26 protein-coding genes are annotated in these 21,176 nt (G+C 44.0%); 1 reads left to right on the plus strand and 25 read right to left on the minus strand.

The window, feature by feature from the left end; translation table 11 throughout:
• Window positions 1-36: 36 nt before the first annotated feature.
• The 13 genes from ACOZB4_RS04470 to ACOZB4_RS04530 form a co-directional block, all read right to left on the minus strand.
• Window positions 37-435 (minus strand): DUF1801 domain-containing protein, encoded by a 399-nt coding sequence (locus ACOZB4_RS04470; protein ID WP_379407134.1) that lies wholly within the window; start codon window positions 433-435, stop codon window positions 37-39.
• A gap of 39 nt (window positions 436-474) precedes the next feature.
• Window positions 475-1,272, minus strand: a complete 798-nt coding sequence (locus ACOZB4_RS04475) for a class I SAM-dependent methyltransferase (RefSeq protein ID WP_379407133.1) — start codon at window positions 1,270-1,272, stop codon at window positions 475-477.
• Between the two features lie 191 nt (window positions 1,273-1,463).
• Window positions 1,464-2,357, minus strand: a complete 894-nt coding sequence (locus ACOZB4_RS04480; RefSeq protein ID WP_379407210.1) for a phosphotransferase family protein — start codon at window positions 2,355-2,357, stop codon at window positions 1,464-1,466.
• A 253-nt stretch (window positions 2,358-2,610) separates the two neighbouring features.
• A complete protein-coding gene (locus ACOZB4_RS04485; RefSeq protein ID WP_379407132.1) occupies window positions 2,611-3,156 on the minus strand; it encodes an NUDIX hydrolase in 546 nt (181 codons plus the stop codon).
• An 850-nt stretch (window positions 3,157-4,006) separates the two neighbouring features.
• On the minus strand, window positions 4,007-4,579 hold the full coding sequence (locus ACOZB4_RS04490) for a hypothetical protein (protein ID WP_379407131.1): 573 nt from the start codon (window positions 4,577-4,579) through the stop codon (window positions 4,007-4,009).
• Window positions 4,580-4,671: 92 nt separating this feature from the next.
• On the minus strand, window positions 4,672-4,815 hold the full coding sequence (locus ACOZB4_RS04495) for a hypothetical protein (protein WP_422759523.1): 144 nt from the start codon (window positions 4,813-4,815) through the stop codon (window positions 4,672-4,674).
• A 210-nt stretch (window positions 4,816-5,025) separates the two neighbouring features.
• Window positions 5,026-5,436, minus strand: a complete 411-nt coding sequence (locus tag ACOZB4_RS04500; protein ID WP_379407129.1) for a DUF4830 domain-containing protein — start codon at window positions 5,434-5,436, stop codon at window positions 5,026-5,028.
• A gap of 38 nt (window positions 5,437-5,474) precedes the next feature.
• Window positions 5,475-6,587, minus strand: coding sequence for a Gfo/Idh/MocA family protein (locus ACOZB4_RS04505; RefSeq protein ID WP_379407128.1), 1,113 nt, complete (start codon window positions 6,585-6,587; stop codon window positions 5,475-5,477).
• Complete coding sequence (locus tag ACOZB4_RS04510) at window positions 6,574-7,482, minus strand: serine hydrolase domain-containing protein (RefSeq protein ID WP_379407127.1); 909 nt, start codon at window positions 7,480-7,482, stop codon at window positions 6,574-6,576. The genes ACOZB4_RS04505 and ACOZB4_RS04510 overlap by 14 nt, the downstream gene beginning before the upstream one ends.
• Before the next feature lie 202 nt (window positions 7,483-7,684).
• Window positions 7,685-8,362: a class I SAM-dependent methyltransferase gene (locus tag ACOZB4_RS04515; protein WP_379407125.1), complete on the minus strand. Its 678-nt coding sequence runs from the start codon at window positions 8,360-8,362 to the stop codon at window positions 7,685-7,687.
• Window positions 8,363-8,696: 334 nt separating this feature from the next.
• Window positions 8,697-9,086 (minus strand): hypothetical protein, encoded by a 390-nt coding sequence (locus ACOZB4_RS04520; protein ID WP_422759486.1) that lies wholly within the window; start codon window positions 9,084-9,086, stop codon window positions 8,697-8,699.
• Window positions 9,087-9,182: 96 nt separating this feature from the next.
• Window positions 9,183-9,959, minus strand: coding sequence for a glutamate racemase (murI, locus tag ACOZB4_RS04525; protein WP_379407209.1), 777 nt, complete (start codon window positions 9,957-9,959; stop codon window positions 9,183-9,185).
• A 244-nt stretch (window positions 9,960-10,203) separates the two neighbouring features.
• A complete protein-coding gene (locus ACOZB4_RS04530) occupies window positions 10,204-11,754 on the minus strand; it encodes a tetratricopeptide repeat protein (protein ID WP_379407123.1) in 1,551 nt (516 codons plus the stop codon).
• Window positions 11,755-12,009: 255 nt separating this feature from the next.
• Between ACOZB4_RS04530 and ACOZB4_RS04535 the strand changes: the two genes are divergently transcribed.
• Window positions 12,010-12,804, plus strand: a complete 795-nt coding sequence (locus tag ACOZB4_RS04535) for a lipase family protein (RefSeq protein ID WP_379407122.1) — start codon at window positions 12,010-12,012, stop codon at window positions 12,802-12,804.
• A gap of 83 nt (window positions 12,805-12,887) precedes the next feature.
• On the opposite strand, the gene ACOZB4_RS04540 is transcribed toward ACOZB4_RS04535, so the two are convergent.
• From ACOZB4_RS04540 to ACOZB4_RS04595, 12 genes are all read right to left on the minus strand, one after another.
• Window positions 12,888-13,724, minus strand: coding sequence for a PIG-L deacetylase family protein (locus ACOZB4_RS04540; RefSeq protein WP_379407121.1), 837 nt, complete (start codon window positions 13,722-13,724; stop codon window positions 12,888-12,890).
• Between the two features lie 51 nt (window positions 13,725-13,775).
• Window positions 13,776-14,198, minus strand: a complete 423-nt coding sequence (locus ACOZB4_RS04545) for a VOC family protein (RefSeq protein WP_379407208.1) — start codon at window positions 14,196-14,198, stop codon at window positions 13,776-13,778.
• Between the two features lie 97 nt (window positions 14,199-14,295).
• On the minus strand, window positions 14,296-14,826 hold the full coding sequence (locus tag ACOZB4_RS04550) for a GNAT family N-acetyltransferase (protein ID WP_379407120.1): 531 nt from the start codon (window positions 14,824-14,826) through the stop codon (window positions 14,296-14,298).
• A 58-nt stretch (window positions 14,827-14,884) separates the two neighbouring features.
• Complete coding sequence (locus ACOZB4_RS04555; RefSeq protein WP_379407119.1) at window positions 14,885-15,361, minus strand: hypothetical protein; 477 nt, start codon at window positions 15,359-15,361, stop codon at window positions 14,885-14,887.
• Between the two features lie 308 nt (window positions 15,362-15,669).
• A protein-coding gene (locus ACOZB4_RS04560; protein ID WP_379407118.1) for an IS3 family transposase occupies window positions 15,670-17,027 on the minus strand; the annotation gives its coding sequence in 2 pieces (ribosomal slippage) (window positions 15,670-16,574 and window positions 16,574-17,027; 1,359 coding nt in all).
• A gap of 70 nt (window positions 17,028-17,097) precedes the next feature.
• On the minus strand, window positions 17,098-17,193 hold the full coding sequence (locus tag ACOZB4_RS04565) for a putative holin-like toxin (RefSeq protein ID WP_227793437.1): 96 nt from the start codon (window positions 17,191-17,193) through the stop codon (window positions 17,098-17,100).
• Window positions 17,194-17,252: 59 nt separating this feature from the next.
• A complete protein-coding gene (locus ACOZB4_RS04570; RefSeq protein ID WP_379407117.1) occupies window positions 17,253-17,462 on the minus strand; it encodes a hypothetical protein in 210 nt (69 codons plus the stop codon).
• The gene (locus tag ACOZB4_RS04575; protein ID WP_379407116.1) at window positions 17,459-17,857 is read right to left on the minus strand and encodes a DUF6508 domain-containing protein; all 399 of its coding nucleotides are present in this window, start codon (window positions 17,855-17,857) and stop codon (window positions 17,459-17,461) included. Before ACOZB4_RS04575 ends, ACOZB4_RS04570 begins: the two co-directional genes overlap by 4 nt.
• A gap of 84 nt (window positions 17,858-17,941) precedes the next feature.
• Window positions 17,942-18,709, minus strand: coding sequence for a class I SAM-dependent methyltransferase (locus tag ACOZB4_RS04580; RefSeq protein WP_379407115.1), 768 nt, complete (start codon window positions 18,707-18,709; stop codon window positions 17,942-17,944).
• 62 nt (window positions 18,710-18,771) lie between these two features.
• Window positions 18,772-19,695, minus strand: coding sequence for a DUF7638 domain-containing protein (locus tag ACOZB4_RS04585; protein ID WP_379407114.1), 924 nt, complete (start codon window positions 19,693-19,695; stop codon window positions 18,772-18,774).
• A 306-nt stretch (window positions 19,696-20,001) separates the two neighbouring features.
• Window positions 20,002-20,427 carry a hypothetical protein gene (locus tag ACOZB4_RS04590; protein ID WP_379407113.1) on the minus strand — a complete coding sequence of 142 codons (426 nt, stop codon included), beginning with the start codon at window positions 20,425-20,427 and terminating at the stop codon, window positions 20,002-20,004.
• Window positions 20,428-20,563: 136 nt separating this feature from the next.
• Entirely contained in the window at window positions 20,564-21,040 is a 477-nt protein-coding gene (locus ACOZB4_RS04595; RefSeq protein WP_379407112.1) for a DinB family protein, read from the minus strand.
• Window positions 21,041-21,176: the final 136 nt, after the last annotated feature.

Below are 21,176 nucleotides of genomic sequence, written 5' to 3' on the forward strand. Positions count from 1 at the left end.
CTTGTAGAGCTGAACAACAACCACAATACTCCCTGATTAGCCCTTACTCGTCACTTCAATCCATCTAACGATGACTTCTTTTAATTGTTCTTTCTTCTCCTCCAGATCGTTTAAATTATAAATCTTCACGATTGCCCGATCATTAGAGGCCCATTCCAATAGAGTATCCTCAGGCATGGCTTCCTTGATGTCATGAGTTTGAACTTTTGGCCCACAATGAAAAATGATGCGAAAGAAGCCTTTCCCTTGTAAATTCAATGTGATTCGGTCTTCGCCCTGAATGCAGAAGCTGGGTGCATTCCATTTAATTTGCTCGGTTATCTGATCATCGACGCTTAATATGAAGCTTCTTACTTCCTCAATTTCAGCCTTTAATGGATGCTCAAGATGGTGAAGATACTCCACGACTTGTTCGTGACCTGTTAATTTTGCCATCCATAACTCCTCCTCATATACTAAGGCAATTGAAGGAACTCATTTTACCCAGGTGGAATTCATACATAATTTCCTTGCCGTCAAGATCGGCTGATAGAAACCCGATTCCGAAGGCATATGCCATCTGATATCGGTGAATCCCGCTTCTTCCAATAGCCCACTTAATTCCGTTCTCAATAAAGCTCTATAGGATGTGCTGTTGACTTCAGTCTTCCATGACCCATCAAGCTCTTGCATAATAAATTGGTTGGTTATATAGTGATTGCCAGCTTCAGCCCAATCCCAGACTTGAAAAACGATACGTTTTCCTTCATCCATAACTCGGGGCAACGTGGAGCGCTGTCGATTCTGCAGAATCTCGTCATAGTCCCTCATCGATATAATCAGTAGCCCCTTGTCTCTAAGCTTCTCATAGAAGTTCCGGCAAGCCACGCTTAATTCTTGGTCGTCCAGTAGGTGGGGAACAGCATTGTCAGCAGACAAAACGACATCGAATTGTCCAGGAACATCCTTATCCAGCGTCCTGAAATCCGCGACTCCAAAACGAACATGTACCCCAAACTTGTCAGCTTCCCTCTTCGCTCGCTCAACCGAATTGGGGCTAATATCTGTTGCCGTTACAGTAAAATCATGCTGCGCTAATCCCAAAGCCTGTGTTCCTATCCCACATGATGCATCCAGGAGATCGATCGGACCCTCATGGCCCTCTACGTATAACGAACGAATAAACTTATCGAAGAAAGCCCCCTGCCATTGAACCGTTTCAGGCCAATTCTTAAATATCAGGTGATATGTTTCCGATAGCTCATTGTAAAAATACAAGCTTGTGTCCTTCAACCTTATCCCCTCCTATGAACAATGCATGTTTTTATGCGAGTATTGTTAATAATGTGGATCCAAATCTTAAACCGTCTTTGGGAGCAAGCAAGAGTCCAAAAAATATGGGGACTAACGCCTTTTCAATAAATTTGCCCATTATGCTGATAATCTCCCTGGATTTCAGAATCCTTAATCAAGCTTCGTCTGACTTAAGGCCCCTTACAAATATGTTCCACACGGTAGATAAACTCCCCTGCAAGTTCCAATTGTGAACAGGCGAATTCCATATCCCCATGACCTGCAATGGCGTAATCCACGTTGCCAAGTGTAGACATTAATATGCGGGCGGACAGTGCAAATCCAAAGGCATCCCGGTCTGCCACAATGTCGGGACGGCTTATCATAAACCGGAATGTTGGCTCCTGCTCCCCTTTAAATAAAGCCAGATTTGCCACAAATGAAGCCAGATCCCAGTAACGAGGCATCAAGGATACATCTTCAAAATCCATCCAGAGCCAGCCCCTTGGGCTCGGCATTAAATTGCGGGCATGAGCATCGCCATGGCTGGGAACTAACAGCTGGGATTCTGCGCGCATCTGTTGATCTATTTCATAAAATTTGTGGATTAATCGTTGTATCCGATCATCTGGATGATCGGATAATCGCGTAACCGATTGATAGATCCTATCCCACACACCCAGAATAGGGAGTTCTCCGGTATATTGCTCCATGGCAAGGGTTAATGTATTCACTATGTTGACCACTTCGCTCGGTGAAGGGAATGGGAGTGCTGTTTGAGGAATGTACTCCCAGAACGTCATCCAGTGCCCATCCAGCTCAAATGGTCCTTCTTGCGAGAAATGCACAGGCAGCAGCACTGGAACTCCCTCCTCGTGAAGATGAGAAGCTACGCGCAGCTCTTGTTCAAGTTTCTTGCCTATTTTGGGATCTTGTTCAGGGGTAAACGCAGCAACCCGGGCAACGATCGGATGAGGGGCCAAGTGAATGATGATATTTCCTCCGCAGCTTAAGATCTTTGGCATAACTTCAGTCAGGCCGAAATTCGCTGCAGCAGTTTGCAAGTGGGAACAAAGACTGTCCATGGCTGACAAGGCAGCACCTCCTTTAAACGGTAATAGCATCATCTTAAAGTTCTCATCGTCTACTTCATTCTAATACTTCTACGACAATGATTATTGGGGTAACAACCTTTTTCAATCCGTTCAACACCTTTAGGATTCTATTTCACTCTGCCAGTGAGTTCCAGAGCTCCTCATACTGAAAGCAAAACCCGGCCTAAGATATTTCCTATCTAAGTCGGGTCATGTGGTGTTTGAGTATTTTTTTCTAATGAGATTAGATCGTAACTCCCTCTTCCCGATACGGCTTCAACAACGCCTCTCTCATCGCTTCATCCGTTTCAATCAAGGCACTGATCTGAATCGGGGTTTGTTCGACGAGCTTACCGTCTTTATATGTACAGCGATGATCATAGCAATTGGGATCATGCAAGATAAGTTTGAGCGAGCCCGGTATATTGGCTGCAATTCCAACATTCGCATCGTCCGTTATCCATTTAACGGGTTTCCAATCCAATATGCCTTCAGCTGTCGTGATTGGAGTATGGTAGATGTAATCCTCAGGCACCTCTGCTAGATATAAATACATACCACCCGTAATAGAACCGTTGACGGACCAAGTCACTACGCCTTTAAAGGTTAGACTATAGTCTTGTAGATGTGTCTCTTCTTCCAGTTCACGTAACATCGAGTCTCGTGGGGTTTCGTTCGCCTCCAGCTTGCCTCCCACGCCATTCCAGCACCCCATCCAGGGCGGGGATTTACGATTCAACAATAAAACCTCATCACTGCGCCGAACAAAACAAATATTGTATTTAATCATTTGAATGGATCCCCCTTCTGCATCGGTTGCTCTTATGTTAAGCTTCTGGTCTTATCTTCGATTGGCTTCTGTTCATCTTCATGTCAGTTTACTTTGACAAAACTCCATTTCCTGTTCGAGTAAGTTAACCAGACCTGGTACTCAGTGATTTCATCTCTAAATTCATATACCTTATCCATATCCAAGTAATGCCCTACTGCAGTAACAGGTACGCTTATACCCGCTTTGCTTTTAACGATTTTCGAGAAATCGATGAATAAGCCTTCCTTAGTCGATTCCAGAAGCATGGCGGCTATGTCATCTGGAAGGTCTTCCATTTTCCGACGTGTTAATCTATGTAATTTGGACACGATGACCCTAGACAACAGAGTCTTATAATCCCCAAGGTCAGATACATACAGCTTATTGAACCATCCATCATCATGCGCGTAGTAAGCAAACCTAGCTTTCGGTATTTCATGTAAGGGCTCTGCAAAATGAGCGAAGGTTAATAATTCCGCAATTTGTAGTTTGGTTAATTTGACCAGATCTTCTTCCCTATCAAAATCAACCCAGAAAAATCTCCATAATCGTATACGCTATCTTCCACTAATCCATCAAGTTCTTGAGATGTCACATAATCTAATCTGGAATGGATACTCCACTGGGCATCTTCGAACTTGTGTTTAAGGAGAATCAAATTCTCCGGTCGGTTACTTACACATGACATAAATTCATAAAATTCAATGCCGTAGGAATAAAAGTACAGGTTATGTTGTTCCTTCCCATTCACATAGATCAAATCTCTAAGACTTTGTTTAGACATGATGACCTCTCTCTAATGCTATCAATGTATAGTCACTCCAAGCAACTACTCCCTCGAGTACAAGAGCGCACCACCAGACCCCAGAATAACGAAATGTTGACCAGACGGGGAAAAACCGCATTTTATTTTCCCATCCAGCCGGTTCAAATCGATTATCGCGGCATGTTTGAGATATTCATAGTTAGGGACAAACACCCGATCCAAGACTACGGAAGCCCTTGGCCACCAGGGGTAAATGACTTCCAGCATCCAGCCATCGTTCGTGATATGAATCCCGTCTCCAGACTCAAATCCAAAAATAGAAATGTCCTGTCCGTTCTGCGGAATACGAAAATCCAAGTAATTATCGCTAATATGATCATCCGTTACATTAGGATCCTGGTCTCTGTGCAGCCGGTATCCGGTTCTGGCCTGTGTAATGCTGTAACCGGAGCTGCTGATCAGAACAAGGTTCTCATCGGCATCCCATCCGCACGCAATGCACCCCGCAGCTGGAATGATAACCTCATGACTCCAAGGATGTGGTGGTTTCGTAGGTTCTTTGGCTTGTGCCTGGTGCAGCAAATCGATCTCAAACTTCGTTCTGATTTCTTTTTTTGAATGTTTAAAAGGGTTCATATCATACTCCCACATTGATCTGAATTAAGGCGAATACGCTCATTCCTTCTCTGCTGGTTAGCAAGACTAGCTACGCTCAATGAAAAAAAATATCACTGTTTAGGATGATGGTTAACCTCTTGTATTCTTGTGTTAAGCTCATCCAATGAACGCTGCATGCGCTCCATCCTTCTCAGAGCAGAATACTGATTGCTGATAATCCCGGCCAAGCCGACTATCATAATGATAATAATCAAACCGATCATATGTAGAATGCATCCTTTCCGTTCTTAGATTGATCTCTAATAATATTTGTTATCGGGTAACATCGATGCGTACGTCCCCGGTTTATCAATTAAGGAAAATAAAAAATCATCCCGATCGCATCGTCTTGCTATGCGAAGGCGGATCATCACTACCCAACTCCTTGCGATGAAGAATAGGATTCATATTACTTTGATCGATGTTCAATGTTCCATCAGCTTGTTTTGCCTCATGATTAAATACCAAATACCCTCCAATGATTCATTGCCTGACTCCAGTATATATCCCACAATCTGATTGTAAGTCATTGTTTTTTCTTGCAGAATATACCCTGTTTCGATAACCTCTTTATCCAAAAATGGTTTCAGGTCCACATGACCCAATTCTTTAATATCTTTCACATGCGACTTAAAGGATTGTAAAGTATGAGCAGCGTATTTTGTTTCGGACGCAAATCTATCAATGCTCCATCCGTAATCCTCCAAGTAATTAATATGCTGTTCTTTATGGATTTCTATGACGACCCCATCATCCTCTTTATTACAACCAACAAGGATAACTAACATTAGAATGAAAAATAATTTTAATTTCAATTCTCCAGTCCTTTCTTGCATCAGGATTATATATCCGAATGAGAAGCCTTTAATTCCTTCTACACAAAACGGCTACGAGTATCCCATATGTGCGGGTCCAATTTTACCGCTGGCGTAAAAGTTGTCGTCAATGCGTACCGCCCACCGGATTCCGCAGATTGATAGGCACCGAACAGAATCTCGTGCACATGCAGCTGCTGTTTCGCAGACTGGACGGGCTGTTCACCCGTACGAAGGCAGCGAACAAAATGGGCAATAACACTCTCATCACGTTGTTCCGCAATTTGACGATACGGCACATAACAGTTCTCATTCCCCCGCCAATTGACTGGCTCCGCATCTGGAACAGCGTCTCCCAACGTGTGAACAACCAAAGGATATCCACCGTCATTCATAGCTATAGTGCCTTTTCGTCCGTAGATCAGTGTATTATTCTGCTTGAAGGACATTCCCCATAACGACCGAATAACGGCATGCTGCCCACCTGCAAATTGAAGGATGAGGGTGACATTATCATCCACATCGCTGTTCACCTTCTTACCATCACCAACGATGCGATTGGGAATCAGCGTGTTGACTTCAGCCATCACACTTGCAGCGGGGCCTAACAAACCAATCAGACGGCTAACAGGATAAGCCAGGCAATCCAGTACCGCACCCCCATGCGCTATAGATTTATCATAATACCAGTTATCGCGCCATGGGCCGGGAAGGGAGAGTTGTGCTTCCGCTCCTGTGATTTTTCCAATGTAACGCTCATCAATGAAATCGGCAGCAGCTAGAAAGACGGGGTTCAAGTCAAAAGGCAGGCTCATGAAAATCAGCCCCTTCCCCTCTGCGAGCGTAACCATACGCTTACAATCTTCAAATGTGGTCGCCATCGGTTTCTCGTTCAGAACAGGCAATCCCTGTTCCAGCGCAGCCAGCACGGGCTCAGCATGCATGGAATGAGGAGTCGTAACCACTACACCATCCAAATCTTCTCGTTCCAGCATGAGTCGATAATCATCATACCACCCGCGAATTCCATATGCCGCTGCCTTCTTCTTCGCATTCTCCAAATGTCTGGAGTATGTTGCTACAATCTGCACACCTTCAAGCATTGCCGCCTGTTCAAAATAACGATTGCTGACATGGCCGCTACCGATCATGCCAAGCTTAATCTTTTTCATGGAAATATAACCCCAAACACTCGTAAAATGTTTCATTAAACATGGTCTGATCTTCACTATAATTCTCTGTATATTTGTTTAGCATCCGAACCCCTACCGCATTGAATTCAGGAATAACTACGCAATGACACCCGGCGGCTCCGGAAGCGTAAAACCATTTTTCTTGAAAATACCATCCAAAAATCCGGTGCTGATCTTGAGTTTCAGCTCTTAATTGGTTAATCAAACGAAATACTTCATTAGATAGGAGTTGTTGATTATGAACGGCTCCTTGGTGTAGATGCAGGTATCCCCACATCGCCAAATCTTTGGCGCTCGCATACAAATTTCGGTCGTGGCCTTCATCGGATTCTATTCGAATGGATGCATACCCCTCCGCAGCCTGAAAATCACATACTAAATTGGAGTATGGCACAGACACCCACTCCGAATGGTTCAGCTCCAGTGGTTTAAATACGCGTTCTGTTATTAATTGAGAGATCGTCTTGCCTGTTATCGCTTTTATTAGTTTTCCTGCGACTTCCTCGCGTTCGATTCGCTGGGGACCAAAGTATTTGGCATTGGTTTTGGTTGCTAAATCGCGGATGGTCACTCCTTTTAAATCGCTTGTTGGCATATCCTTAACGATATCAGAGACAACCGTATCGATGGAGATGCTCCCTTCTGTAACCGCAATGGCCGTTGCCATACCAACGTATGACTTTCTGATGGAATATAGATTAAACATAGAATCCCCGGTTACCGGCAATGCCCCGCTCTTAAAATGATGCTGACCAGAATACCATTCCGTTGCGACATGAGCATCTTGAATGATGAACAAAGCGGAGGCAGAAGCACCATACTTTTCCTGAGAGGCTTGAGTATATGAAACTAGGTTCTGGAACGGATCACTCATAGAAAGTCCCTTTCAAACGACATAACCCGTCCTTTAGATCATGCTCTTCTCAGGTCGGGTCAAACGTCGTCTTATTATTTTATTTCGTTGCATAAATCGATAGCCACTGAGGAAGCGCTGCAAGCGGGTTCAGTTGCCAGTTGCGGAAATCTTCCAGCTCTTGATCTGACAAACGGCTAGCCTCGTCTTTGGATTCATCCACTCAGAATCTGCCGTCCACTGCGAACATTTCTTCCATATGTTTTACGTTCAAACCGGATGACATCATGGCGTTCAATATATCTTGAATACGCCACTTATACGTCGGTATTTCTCCAAAAGGTCCCGTAGAATCATATGGATTCACCACTAGGATCTTCTCTGTAGAGCTGGTTCCAAATGGACGCATAAACGGATGAATGTCAAACATCATGTACGTCCCGTCTAGTTTAAGAATTCCATGGATCTGGGTATACATCGAATTCAAATCATGAATCCATACATGGACCCCATTCGAGGTGTAGACGAAATCATATTCATCACTCTTGATGCAACTCAGCTTCATGGTATCGTCACAGATGAACTCAATATCCCATCTGTATTTCTCTGCTATAACCGAGCTATTCTCCAGCTGTCGTTCCGAAATGTCACACGAAGTAACCTTAGCCCCCATGAGATGAAAAGCAAACACAGCATGATTGTCTCCACTTGAAGGAACACATATCCTTTTGCCCCGCAGGTCTGGGAAAGCCTTCATGATCATGGAGAACGTTGTAGGATGAAATGCGGATTCCGGTTGTTTGATGATGTTGGCTATGACCTCTTCGGTCCGATATCCTACATACCACGAGTCTGACCATTCATCCCAAGATCTTTTAATGATATCCTCTTGTTCTTTCATCTTGCAACCTCCTTGCCTGCCAAACACAAGCGTTTCATAATTAAACGTATATCGGCTATTATGCTACAACCAAGCCTGACAGGATATGGAGAATTTATATGTAATTGAACTCTACCGACGAATTTAGGAAACGAGTAAACTAATGAATGCAAGATAGATGTCACTACAAGGCTCCGATCGCCAACAGCCTGCTGAATCACTCTATTTTGCTCTCGTTTCCCGTCCATTTATGCAGCACAAGCGCTGCACTGAAGATGATGAAGATGGCTAGAATCCTTCCATATGCTAAGGCTGCCGCTCGCGTTCCATCGCCTCAAGCGCCTCGAGTTTTTGCCTATACTGACCGTATTAGATCTGGATCGGGCCCATCACGGTGCTTTTCGATGAACGCCTGAAGTGCCAAGCGATATTCTGATATGAATGTCGGATTGGTGGGGCTTGTTGCAAGCTGGGCTTCGGCTTTTGCAACTGGTTTCAGGTCTTTATTGAGTACCCATTTCTTCCCATAATCTGACTTGTCGCTCATGATGAGGATATTACCCTCGAAACCTGGAACATATTTGGCAACGAAAACTTCACCCTTGGGCGGAATAAGAATGGCGTTACGCCATATCGATAGGAGGATACCCATGGCAAAGCTGAAGAATAAGATTATCAAAAATGACCAGATCGGGTGATGCGTGAGGAAATACAAAACGGCCGAGATCATATACATATATTTCACTCACTTCCTCTCATGACGCTCCTTATAGCAGGAACCTTTTGACCACGACCTCGTCCTTGAAATGATTGGGTAGAAAGCCAATCTCCACCAGTTTCCCTACCCCTCTATTTCTCTATAAGTGCTCAGTGCCTTCTTCATCTTCTCTGTGTACTCCATGGAGTTGCACGAATTTAATAGCTTAACATCCTGACGCCCGCTGGAGCTGAGCAGATCCTTGTCACTTAATACCTGAATGAGCCTGTTCACGGTTCCTTTACTGCCATCTATCATGCGAATGTGATCCGGCAGCAGATCCGATAAGATTCTTTTGTAAAAAGGATAGTGGGTACAGCCCAAGACGATGGTTCCATACTCATTCATATCGAAGGATTCGAATTGCTTGGTAAAGTAAGCATTCATGACCTTTTGATCGAAATTCAAAGCCTCACAGTGCTCTACCAGCTCCGGCAGAGGCAGGGAGTCCACGATATGCATGCTATCGACTCGTCGAACCAAATCCCTGTACTTCGATTCCTTTAAGGTCAGCGGCGTAGCAAGCACCAGGATTCGCTTCCCGCTGGAACGATTGATTTCGACAGCCGGCTTTACGGCCGGCTCCATCCCGATGACTGGGATCGGATAAGCCTTCCTCAGATCGGAAATCGCCATGCTTGTAGCCGTGTTGCATGCAACGACGATGGCTTTAACTTCTTCCTTCATGATCGTTTCCATCGCATGATGGATGTAAGATTTCACGTCTTCCTTGTCTTTGGTACCATATGGCACATGGAGGGTGTCCGCATAAAACAAAAAGTCTTCATGCGGCAGCTTCTTCATAGCCGCCGATAACACCGTTAAACCGCCTAAACCTGAATCAAAAAAAGCTATTCTCATGTTTTTCACCTATCGTTGTATGTTTTTCTGTCAGCATCCTTACGTAAATATCCTTATACATTATACTCCACTACTACAATCTTCGCAGGGCCATCTGTACGATTGGGATCGTAAGTGGATCAGGTTCAAAATACAGAACGACCCAGCCTTATTGTAATCTCAGAGGCCGGGTCGCGTGCGTCGTTTCTATGCAATTCTGAGAAAAACATGTAACTTCCTTCGCAAACATTAAGAAATGCGTGTTTTACTCAAAACATTTCAACAGTGCCAAGGCCTCTTCATGATCGGGTTCCAGAACAAGCGCCTCACGCGTGTATTCCAAAGCCTCCTCGTCAAGGCCAAGCTCATAGCAGCAGATCGCCAAGCAATATAAAACCGTTGGCACCGGCTCGTCTTCATCCGTCTCCACGGATTCCTTCAGGAAGAACCTCGCATCCTCGTACATATCCATCTCGAACAGCACCAGCCCCGCGTCCAATGCCAGATCATAACGCTGCTCCATCACATAGTACGATGACCACATCTTATATATGCCTGTTCGGATATCCAGTATTTCTTCGTCATTGGCATCCGGCAGCAGATTCGAGATGCGTTTCGCGCTTTGAATGAAGAACTCGGCGTCATACCCGCCCAATCGCCAAAAAGACAAAATTTGCTGTATGCCCATGCTCTCAATATTCCGGTCGATCCATTCCTTCATACTGAAGAATTCATCCGGTCCGAAGCGTTCGATAAATTGGCGGTAAGCGATCCGAGTATTGGCATAACTCGTGGGTGCTTCCAGCATGAGGATACAGCCGATGTTAATATTTTTATAATGCTGCGTGGGGAAAATCGCCTCTGCGCCCCTTTGCTCAAACACATACTGAAACGCATGATAATTTGCTGTTAGAGAGAAGCTGCCATGGAAAATTAATTGCGGCGGTTCGGCGAACTTCCAATTATCGATATGATGATCTCCTTTATCCGCTGTGAGAAGCATAAAACCCGACGTTGATAACTGATTCAGACGCTCCATGCAGGTCAAACCCACCTCTGGAAACAGGATATGCGAATCCTCCAGCTCTTGCTGGTAGTGGTCAATCACATCGCGGTACGGGTAGGTGTCTTCCTCGAATCTGGGTGCACGGCGGTGCTCGTATGCCAGTTTCATTCGTTCCAGTACTTCAGCTGGCTTGAGCTTGTTGTGCTGCTCCGGAAATTCGATGACAACATCGCTCTCATAAATCTTGCCTTCCCCCACATAAATCAGTTCTTGCGGAATGCCGTCAAAAAAGTAGTTAGCAACAACCAGCAGCGGCTGCTTCAGATCTCCAGGACGTATCGTTGTCTTCGATACCACCAGGTTCAATTCCGTGTCATGCACGGCATCGAACCTCGCGAAGTCCAGCAGTCCCTGTTCAATATAGGATTGCATGGCAGGATGTTGATTCCATGCTGTAACATTTTTAATCGGCAGATCGGTCATGACATAGCGGAAAGGGGGCAGTGCTATACCCGCAAAATCTCTCAGCTCGCACAGCTTGTGCAGCACATGATAACCGAGGCGCCCGGCTCCGGCTCCCAATTCCAGAATTGTTACAGTTTCGTTGAGATCACCTTGATCGGCGCGGTCCCGAAGGAATCCGAATATAATTTCGGCGTAAGCTGTAGCAATCATAGGGTTGCTCGTAATATACTGTGGAACCTGATCATTATTCCAGGCTTTCATCCCCAGTTCTTCGTAATAATTCCGCTGTAGTTCCCAAATGGGTGCTTCACTGTAACGGAAGCGTTGTTGAATATTGTCCGTCATTCTATATAACCCTGCTCTCTGTATCATTAAAGTACACTCTGATGATGTGCATGCTCATATGCACCGGTCGACCAAGAACGTCTATTGAATCGTACCATATAACTTGGTTCTACCCAAACCTTCTAATCATAAAATCCTGTGTATAGGCTTGAGCTTGATGGCAAATATGCCATTCTTAGGCGTATAGGCACCTTTCCTTCCACACCCTAATATAGTGTAGGAGAACAGAAGGGCGGGATGTGCATGGGTACGAACATGGAACGAGAACAATGGGCCATTTTCTTGGCAGCGATCTGCGGACAGACCTATACACAATTCACCAATACGGACGGCTCATTTGTCCTTCCGCTAAATTATTCGCTTTATGACACCATTGAGGCGAACTCCTTAATCAGCGTGTCCGAGCGCTTTGGGTTTATTCTAGAGTCACCGGATGAAATTATTATCGCCTTTCGGGGCACCAGTTCCACGACAAACTGGATCTCAGATGCCATCGCCTCCCAAAAAAACTTCAAATATATTAAGGACTCTTCTCTCACACACCGCGGTTTCACTAACATATACGCCTCTGCTCGCGGCCAGATTATGTCGGCACTTAACCAACTTCCTACCCACAAGACACTGTTCATTACCGGCCACAGCCTTGGAGGAGCGCTCGCAACCTTATGCGCAGTCGATGTGGCCGCCAACACGGACCACCAATACCCTTATGTGTTTACCTATGGGTCCCCTCGTGTGGGAGATCCCGATTTTGCCAAGGTCTTTGCCAAATATGTTCGAAGCAGCTGCCGCATTGCTAACCTGTTTGACGTCGTAACGCACGCCCCGCCTCATATCTACAAGATGCCAAAACGAGAGAAGAAATTCTATTACAGCCATGTGCATACCCAATGGCCCTTGACCTTCCAGAATGGGTCGGTGAGCGGAAACCACGTGATCGGAAGTTATTATACGGAGCTTGCCAAGCTCCAGCCGCAATTTGCCGAACGCTTAAGTTCGACGAATCCCGAGTTCTGTCCGGTTGTAGAATCACCTTTGGAGAAGGTGTAAGCCTATTTTTCGGATCATAAAAGAAAGCGGATTTCCCTGAGAAAGGAATCCGCTCTTTTATTTCTGATCTAACCAAGAATAGATTACACATGAGTACCGGTTAACATCGGGAACAAAACCTTCATTTCAGCTTCATTCGGTCTTCTGCCATATTCAGCAATTTCGAAAGGCTCTGCATATTGTACGCTGGCTGCATGGTCTTGGCCATATTGCTTCGCAAGTGAGGGCAGCATTTCGTTCGAGACGCTCAGGAACCGATCCCAATACTTCAGAATAAAGTCCCGCTTCTCTTCCCAGGTATTCGGTACCGCATCCAAGAAACCGCCCTGCCAAGGTGCAAACTCATAGAATTGGGAAGCGTGGGCATCACAGGCCAGCAATTTCTTCTCGATGACGCTTCCTGCATCGAAGACAATATCTGATTGATACGTCGCCCGTGCTGCATAATCCGGCATCAGCAGAAATATCGGCGATTTCTTCAATGACGGCACTTCAGGGACGGCATTAGGTACGTTCGCAACAAAATCTGCCGCATCCCGCACTACCTTCCCGACATTGCGGTTATCCACATGACCGGGACCGTCCGGATGGAACGTAATGACGATATCAGCCTCCCAGCCACGAATTTGACGGATCACTTCCTTGCGTACTTCGGGCGTTGGCATCAATTCGCCATCGGGAATGGGTAGAACGACGTATTCCAGTACCCCAAGACATTTTGCTGCCTCTTGCGCTTCTTGAATCCGACGTTCGACCAGCTGCTGCCCGCTCATTTCATGATGACCACAGCATCCATCGGTTAACGTTACAAACTTCACCCGATGCCCCATCTCCGCGTAAGCTGCCGAGATCGCGCCAGCATAGATTTCAGGTTCATCCGGATGCGCTGCAATGACAATCACATTGAGAATTTTAGACATCTGCTGCTTCCTCCTTGTAGTTTCTTGAATATACGATCGATATGATACCGATTACTTCGTCCGTTTCATCAATGGATGATCTTCCTTCAACTCCAGCAAATCCCACAGGTTCCCGTATAAATCCTTGAATACCGCCACCATGCCGTAATCCGCTTCTTTGGGCTCTCTTACAAACTCAATTCCCCGCGATACCATTTCACGATAATCTCTCCAGAAATCATCCGTGTTTAAGAATAGGAACACCCTGCCGCCCGATTGGTTGCCTATAAATGGCTCTTGCTCCGGCTTGGACGCCTTGGCAAGCAATATCGTCGTGCCGACCGAGCCGGCAGGTGCTACGACCACCCAACGTTTATCTTGTTCAGGCTGGTATGTATCTTCAATCAAGGTGAAATTCAGCTTTTCGGTATAAAATGCGATAGCCTCATCATAGTCCTTCACGACTAAGGCGATATGGACAATGGATTGTATCATGTTCTCTCCCCCTCCGATATGATTGTTCAATTCTTGTACGATCATCATGAAGTTCCCGTCCGGGAGCTCAACTAGTCTTTCCTACAACTGTTTTACCTTAAAAAAACTCTCTTTCAAGAATGGAGTAATAGAACTGATCCGTCCACTCTCCCTTCCAAAAAAGCTCTTCTTTAAAAACAGCTTCTTGAGTCATACCGATATGCTCCATAAGAGCTGCAGATCGCGCATTTTGCGAATTGCACATACCAACCACTTTATGCGCATGCAGCTGTTCAAAAGCAAATTTCAAAAGGAGCTGAGCAGCCTCACTTCCGTACCCCTGTCCGCCATGTTGAGGGAGGATCGCGAATCCCAATTCCCAACTCTTCCTGTAGTCGATATAACTCCACACTTGAGCGAGTCCGATTGGAGTTCTATTCCCATCATTCACTAAACGAACGATAAAATCATAGCTTGTTTCGTTTCCCTCATTGATTTTCTCCAGATAGGTGCTTCGAACAACTTGTTCGTCGGTCGGTATGGATTCTTCAAACTGCCATAAATCTCGATCGCATTCAATCCTGCATATAAAATCCAAGTCTTCGTTTGTGATTCTAGATAAGATTACGTGTTCTCCATAGATCTCCATAAGGTTCCTTTCTTGTTACTATCATAGTATCGATTCATACACACAAATACGATATTTTCTACTCAACCTTCCAAGCATGTGCTAATTTTATGAGTTCTTCTTTCGCTTCTATTTCACTATCGCCTATAACTTCTCCTTCAATATAATAAGTTCTTATTAATTCCTCCGACTTTTCTTTAACGGGTTTCTGAATATATATCAAATAAAATACTTTATCCGGAGCTGGATAAGCTGCCGAACCACCATGTAGAAATCTAATTAATGTAGCCTGACCAATTGGCAGGTGTATACTTTCTTTGTTCGTTATTTCCGAATGGTTTCGAATGCTCACATGTTCTGTCGGACCATCTTGTTGTCCAACCATGAGCTTAATAAGATCTTTCCAAATAACTGAGTCTGTATGTTCATCTAATGTCAGGGTAACGGAGTTATTAGGAGTGGTAGCCTCATTCGATTTTGGGAGTAAAATGAAAGTCATTAGAATTGAAATAAGTACAACAAGAAGCGATATAAAAACAGTGGATTTTTTGGTCATTTTGTTACCTTTCCTTAACCAGATTCTATATGCTCCGATCAATTTTTATCGACAGCGAAAGAGCGATGTTACAAGATGAGAGCTTTCTTGCATACAACTCATCATCTACGTTTCATCAGAATTTTCTAAGCTTTGATACATATTTATTTTATGGTATTATATATGTAATAAAGACCAAGTGCGGCGAACACTTGGTCAGTACAGTTGGCTTGGATGGTTTATTCCCTTCTAAGTCATTCAGGAACGAAAAACCCACCTTCGGCGCTTAACCTTTGAAGTGACCCCATAAAGTTAGACATATTATTTTATTAGGCAACTTGTTGGGCATGAGTTCGGTACTGTACCGGACTCATGCCTTTTAGTTTTGCTTTAATACGCTTGTGATTGTAATAATCGATATATGTAGAGAGCTCTTGTTTAAACTGCTCAATACTTTCAAATTCATTTATATATAGAAATTCAGATTTCATGATGCCAAAAAAGTTCTCGATGACGGCGTTGTCGTAACAGTTACCCTTACGGGACATACTTTGCTTGACACCGCGTTCTTTGAGGGCATGACGATACTGTTTCATCTGGTAGTGCCAGCCTTGGTCCGAATGAATCAAAAGCGTATCTTCATCCGCTAGTCGATTGAATGCTTGATCTAACATTGTTGAAACAAGGGAATAGATTGGTCTTGAACCGATCGTATACGTAATAATCTCCCCATTATAAAGATCTAACATGGGAGATAAATATAGTTTTTCTCCAAATAATTTAAACTCTGTTATATCCGTTACCCACTTCTCATTTGGCTTTTCCGCGAGGAAGTTACGCTCTAGAATGTTTGGTGCAATCTTGCCAATCAAACCTTTATATGAACGATATTTCTTCATGCGTACCAGACACTTCAATCCCAACACGTTCATCAAACGCTGCACCTTCTTATGATTTACATGGTGACCGCGGTTCACTAACTCATCTCGAATACGGCGATAACCGTAACGCCCCTGATGTTCCTCGTAAATCGCTTGAATAACGTCCTTTAACTCAGAATCTTTGTCCGGCATACCGAATGTATTTACCCAGTAGTAATACGTGCTACGAGGGATATCTGCGAGCTGCAGAAGTGCTTTCACCGAAAATTCGTTCCTTAGTTCATAGACTACTTGCGCTTTGTCTTGTTTGGTGATTTTTCCTTGTTTTGAACTAAGGTGTTCAACTTTTTTAAATAAGCATTCTCCATACGCAAAAGTTCTATCTCTTTTTGTAAAGCCTCTACAGACCCCTCTACAGGCTTTTGATCATTCAGTTGTTTTGGATCCTTTTTCATGGATAAACGCCCCTTTTTCTTTGGTTGTAGGGCGTCTATTCCGTGTAATTCTAAGCTTCTTTGCCAGCTTAGAATGGTACTATGACTGGCAATATTAAATACTGCAGCTGTCTCTCTAATAGACGTCCCGTGTTCTTTCATATGATTAAGTACGTCTAGTTTATCCTGTACGGAATACGGTGTATAGCGCTTTTTAAAGACCTCTTCACCATGGTGCTCATATTGTCTAATCCAATGTAATAGGACAGTATGATGAAGTCCTATTGATTTCGCAATCGATTTCATGCTTTCTGATCCATTTTGATAACGTATAACCGCTTGTAATTTTTCGTCCGGACTAAAATTAGCCATAGAAAAAACTGCACCTCCAATGTTAGATGGTGTCTAACAATTGGGGTGCAGTTCACTTTGGGTGGGTTTTTTACTTTTTCTTGTTGTTATTATTAATGTATGTTAAAAGAGCAAGAATGAACGATCCAAACAGAAACATAATCGTTAATGCATCCTTTACCTCCACGGCTTCACCCCCTTTCGAAGGGAAACCATGCCCACCCAAGATTCAATTGTAGTTATATTTTACCGTGCTGACTGCCATCCCAAGTTTTGCAGTCCAATATAACACCAGCTTTTATATTCGGCCAGAAGTATCTTTTTATCATCACTTAAATTGAATTGAATAAGTGTTCCTGTTATTGTCTCGGTTTCGATATACCTATCTATCGCTTCTTGCTCTGTTTTATATTGCTCTACCAACATGCCGACGATGACAAGTATGCGAATGATCATGATAACGTGCCCTTTAATTCCCTCAGTCTTAACAAAATTTGAGCTGCATGCCCTTTCATACATACGCTGATAAATAACCCTTCGTTAAATCGATCCCCGCGAATATAACTGGTCATTAATTTCCTAAGGGTTTCCAGATCGGCGTTCATGATGCTGCTATCCATATTGTTATCTAAGTTCCTATAGATCTCGTTCTCCATTAACCAGTCGCTCCAGTTAAATACCATTAAGAAGCCGACATCATCTAACGCTTTACGAAAACTTCCAATTTTCTCACTTTCGCACATGTATCCATTTACTTCATGATAAAAAACGGACCCAGGATCCTGGAAATATTCGAGGTAATGGAGTAATCGATCCACATCTGCGGAGGTTAAGTCTGCGTCATACGGCATTCAATCACCTCACTGATTCTAATTAATCCCTGCACAGGGTTCCCATGGCACCTATGGATACTCCCCCTGAGGGCACTAGTTCTACTAGCGCCCTATCGGAGCTTTCCTAGCCTCGAATGTAATCATCTGATCCGCTTTTACGGGTTTATTCAACCATGCATAGTCAGCCGATTTCGTGATCTCTTCATAACCCTGCTTCTCTAGCATGAGTTCAAATTCGTGATATCCATACCAACTTAGAGGAAACCGTTGCAGCTCGGTCTGAATCAGATTCCCTTCCTTCCACTTTTCATATTTCATAATCGACACAGTTTTCTGCTCCAGCAGATTCATTTCCGTGATTCTTTCTTCTAATATGATCACTTCATGATCAGAAGTTTCCCAAGTTCTAGTAGAGGCATGATTCGCTTGGATATCAGTAGGAATAAACAAATCCATAATTAATCTGCCACCAGGTTTCAGATGAGAATAAAAATGCTTCAGTGCCGCGACTGCCTGCTCCCGACCCTCCACTAATTGGAAAGATCCGGCGGGAATAATAATGGCTTCATATGAATCCGTCAACGCAAAGTTATGCATTTCGTCTTCATACAGTTTAGTTGCAAGGCCCAATTCCTCGACTTTTCTTCTGCAAGAATCCAGCATGGCTGCTGAGTTATCGACACCTTCCATATCGATCCCCGCTTGAAGCAACGGAATTAACACCCTGCCTGATCCACAGCCGACTTCCAGGACTTTTCCTTTTACGTCCTTCAGACGCTCTAAATAATACTCCACGTCACCAAACGAGAAACCTAATGGTTTACTCAGATCATACACTTCCGTACACAGCTCTCCGTACAAACTATACATAGGATAAAACTCTCCAATCTATATGTATTTTTTTGCTGTTAATGCCCTCTAAATCAGTATCATTACACTTCTCTTTTCTCATCCGGTCGATAGAGGATTCTTTGGTAATCCCAATCTTTAGTATCCATATCGCCTAGATACATTCTCTCATGCTCAGGTACTCGTTCATATTTCTCTCTAAGTTTTTCTCTGTAAAACAGGGTGGGATTTTCTAAATATAAATAATAAGCATCCCTGCATTCTTCGAGCGCTGTTTTCTCTCCATTCAGTTTCTTGTGAAGATCCATGAATTCCTTATGTTTCTCCTCGATCTCCGCCGCATACAGCGGTTCAGATAATGTAACCTCTCCAAGTCCGGCCATGCGAATAGGCAATTCCCTATCAAAGGTAGTAAACAAAGTCCCGTCCTGAAACCAAACGTTTGCTTCGTCAAGATGGCACTGGACGTCTTGAGGCAGGTTGTAGATCATGACTTGACCGTCCTGGTAAACATTCAGATTAACTAAATAGTTCGCACCTTCGTATTTCATGAAAATGTTGAAGCCGTCACCCTCCACCGTCTGATAGAACAGTTCGCTTTTTACATAAAAATCAGTGGGACGGGGGGAATGGGCCACTCTTCTGGCTTCCCATTGCTTCTGCTCCCGCTCTGAAATTTCATATATATTCACGAATTCCGGATTCAAGAGCCGAATGGTCTCCTCAATGTGCTCATAGTAGCTTTCTTGATTAAATCTCCAGTTCGCTTCCTTCACTTGGAACGCACCCAGGCCATGTATAGACAGATTTTGGCCAACCGGTACGACAGGCGTCAGCCAGTTGGAGTCGATCTTGTTTTTTAAGCCCTTAAGGTCAACAAGCTCCCAGCAATTCGTCATGCCATCATCATAAATATCTACATCAATATAAAAGTACTGCCCTCCGTTGCAAATCATCCCCGGGATGGTTGTACCTTCAACGATTTTGGATCTTCTAATTGTTTTCATAGCAATCACCTTTTCGATTATAGTTAATGATGCTTCCGTCTATTGCGAGCCTGGTGGCTAAACAGGATCGTAAAGTTTGAACCTGTAATCCGCATGTTAGGTGAAGCGATTAGAATCTATTTCTTTAGAGGCATTCCTTACATCATATAAGAGAGCTACAGAAAGAACTATACCATTTATATTTATAAATAATCTCTACTTAAAACGATTCCCAAGGCACATGCAAGACCCTGGTGTTCTTCTTCGCATCGTAGCGAATGGAGTCATATTTAACGCTGGGTTTTTAATCGATAATGATTGATTGATCTATATGCCTAATATGCTAATGACCTTGTGATTCTGCAGTTGAAGCGTAATCCAGTCCACGAATTCCTGCATGAGCCGGATTAATTGATCCATATTCTCTTCCAGGGCCTCGATAAAATCCGTTTCAGACGAAGTAAATATGAAGCCAATATGCTCCTTCAACTCCTCCGCTTGGGGACGGCCTTTCAAAAAAATCAGGGTTTCTTCAAGTCTGTTCAAGATCCGCCTCCATCTTTCTGCATCCAATTCATTGAATGCATAGTGGTCGTACGGTTCATATTCTTTTTCAACGGCGCTTTCCAGGTAACCGAAAGTCTCTTCATCCATATAGATCGAATCCACGTTCCAGCACCGATTCCGGTAAGGCCCCGGCAATACCTCTATGTAACATGAACCTTCCAGCTCATCCAGCCTGTATATTTTCATAATACCATCCTTCTTGTTCCTAGCATTCTCATTCTATATTACATCCTAATTTCCGTTTGGTAAAAATAGCAAAAGGACTCCCCCGGCTCATGAAAATCATGGCAACAGGAAGTCCCCTATGTGTGGTGCGTTTAAGCTACGCTCTTAAAAAGGCAATGTAATCCGTTATGATCCCCTTGTGTCCCAAATGCCGAAGCACGGTCGTGATATTGCCTCTATGATATGTTCCATGATTTACGACCTGCTGGAGAATCTCCGAAATCGAATTTTGAAATGATTCCCCCGCAGTGTTGTGATAAGTCACAACCTTCCCCATATCGTGAGCCGACGTTAAATATTCACGATGCTCGGTTTGGAGCTGGCTCATGTATTGACGAGCTGCTTCCATATTTGCAAATGGTCTCGCGACAAGCGACGGAGGACTTTCCTCCTTGATTCGGGCAAACCAAACTTCCTCCGCAGCTGCAAGGTGACCGAGGACTTCCGCGATGGAGTTGAAGCCCAGATTCACTTCCTGGAGAAACACGCCTTCCGGCAAGGATTGCAAATGATTCAAAACTCTTTCGTTCGCCCAAATGTGATAGTCGTACAATTGAAGATACGGTTTGTTCATTCTGCTCTCTCCTCTCTTGATCGCTTTATCGGTCGATCGGAATGCACGATATCCTAATACAACATCGATCTCGTCGAAAAAGCTCCCGGATTCTACACCCGATATGGAACAGCAATTGGCTTTATATATGGGTATT

It is taken from the genome of Paenibacillus sp. NPDC058898 (genome assembly GCF_049316025.1).
Classification (GTDB): domain Bacteria; phylum Bacillota; class Bacilli; order Paenibacillales; family Paenibacillaceae; genus Paenibacillus_AQ.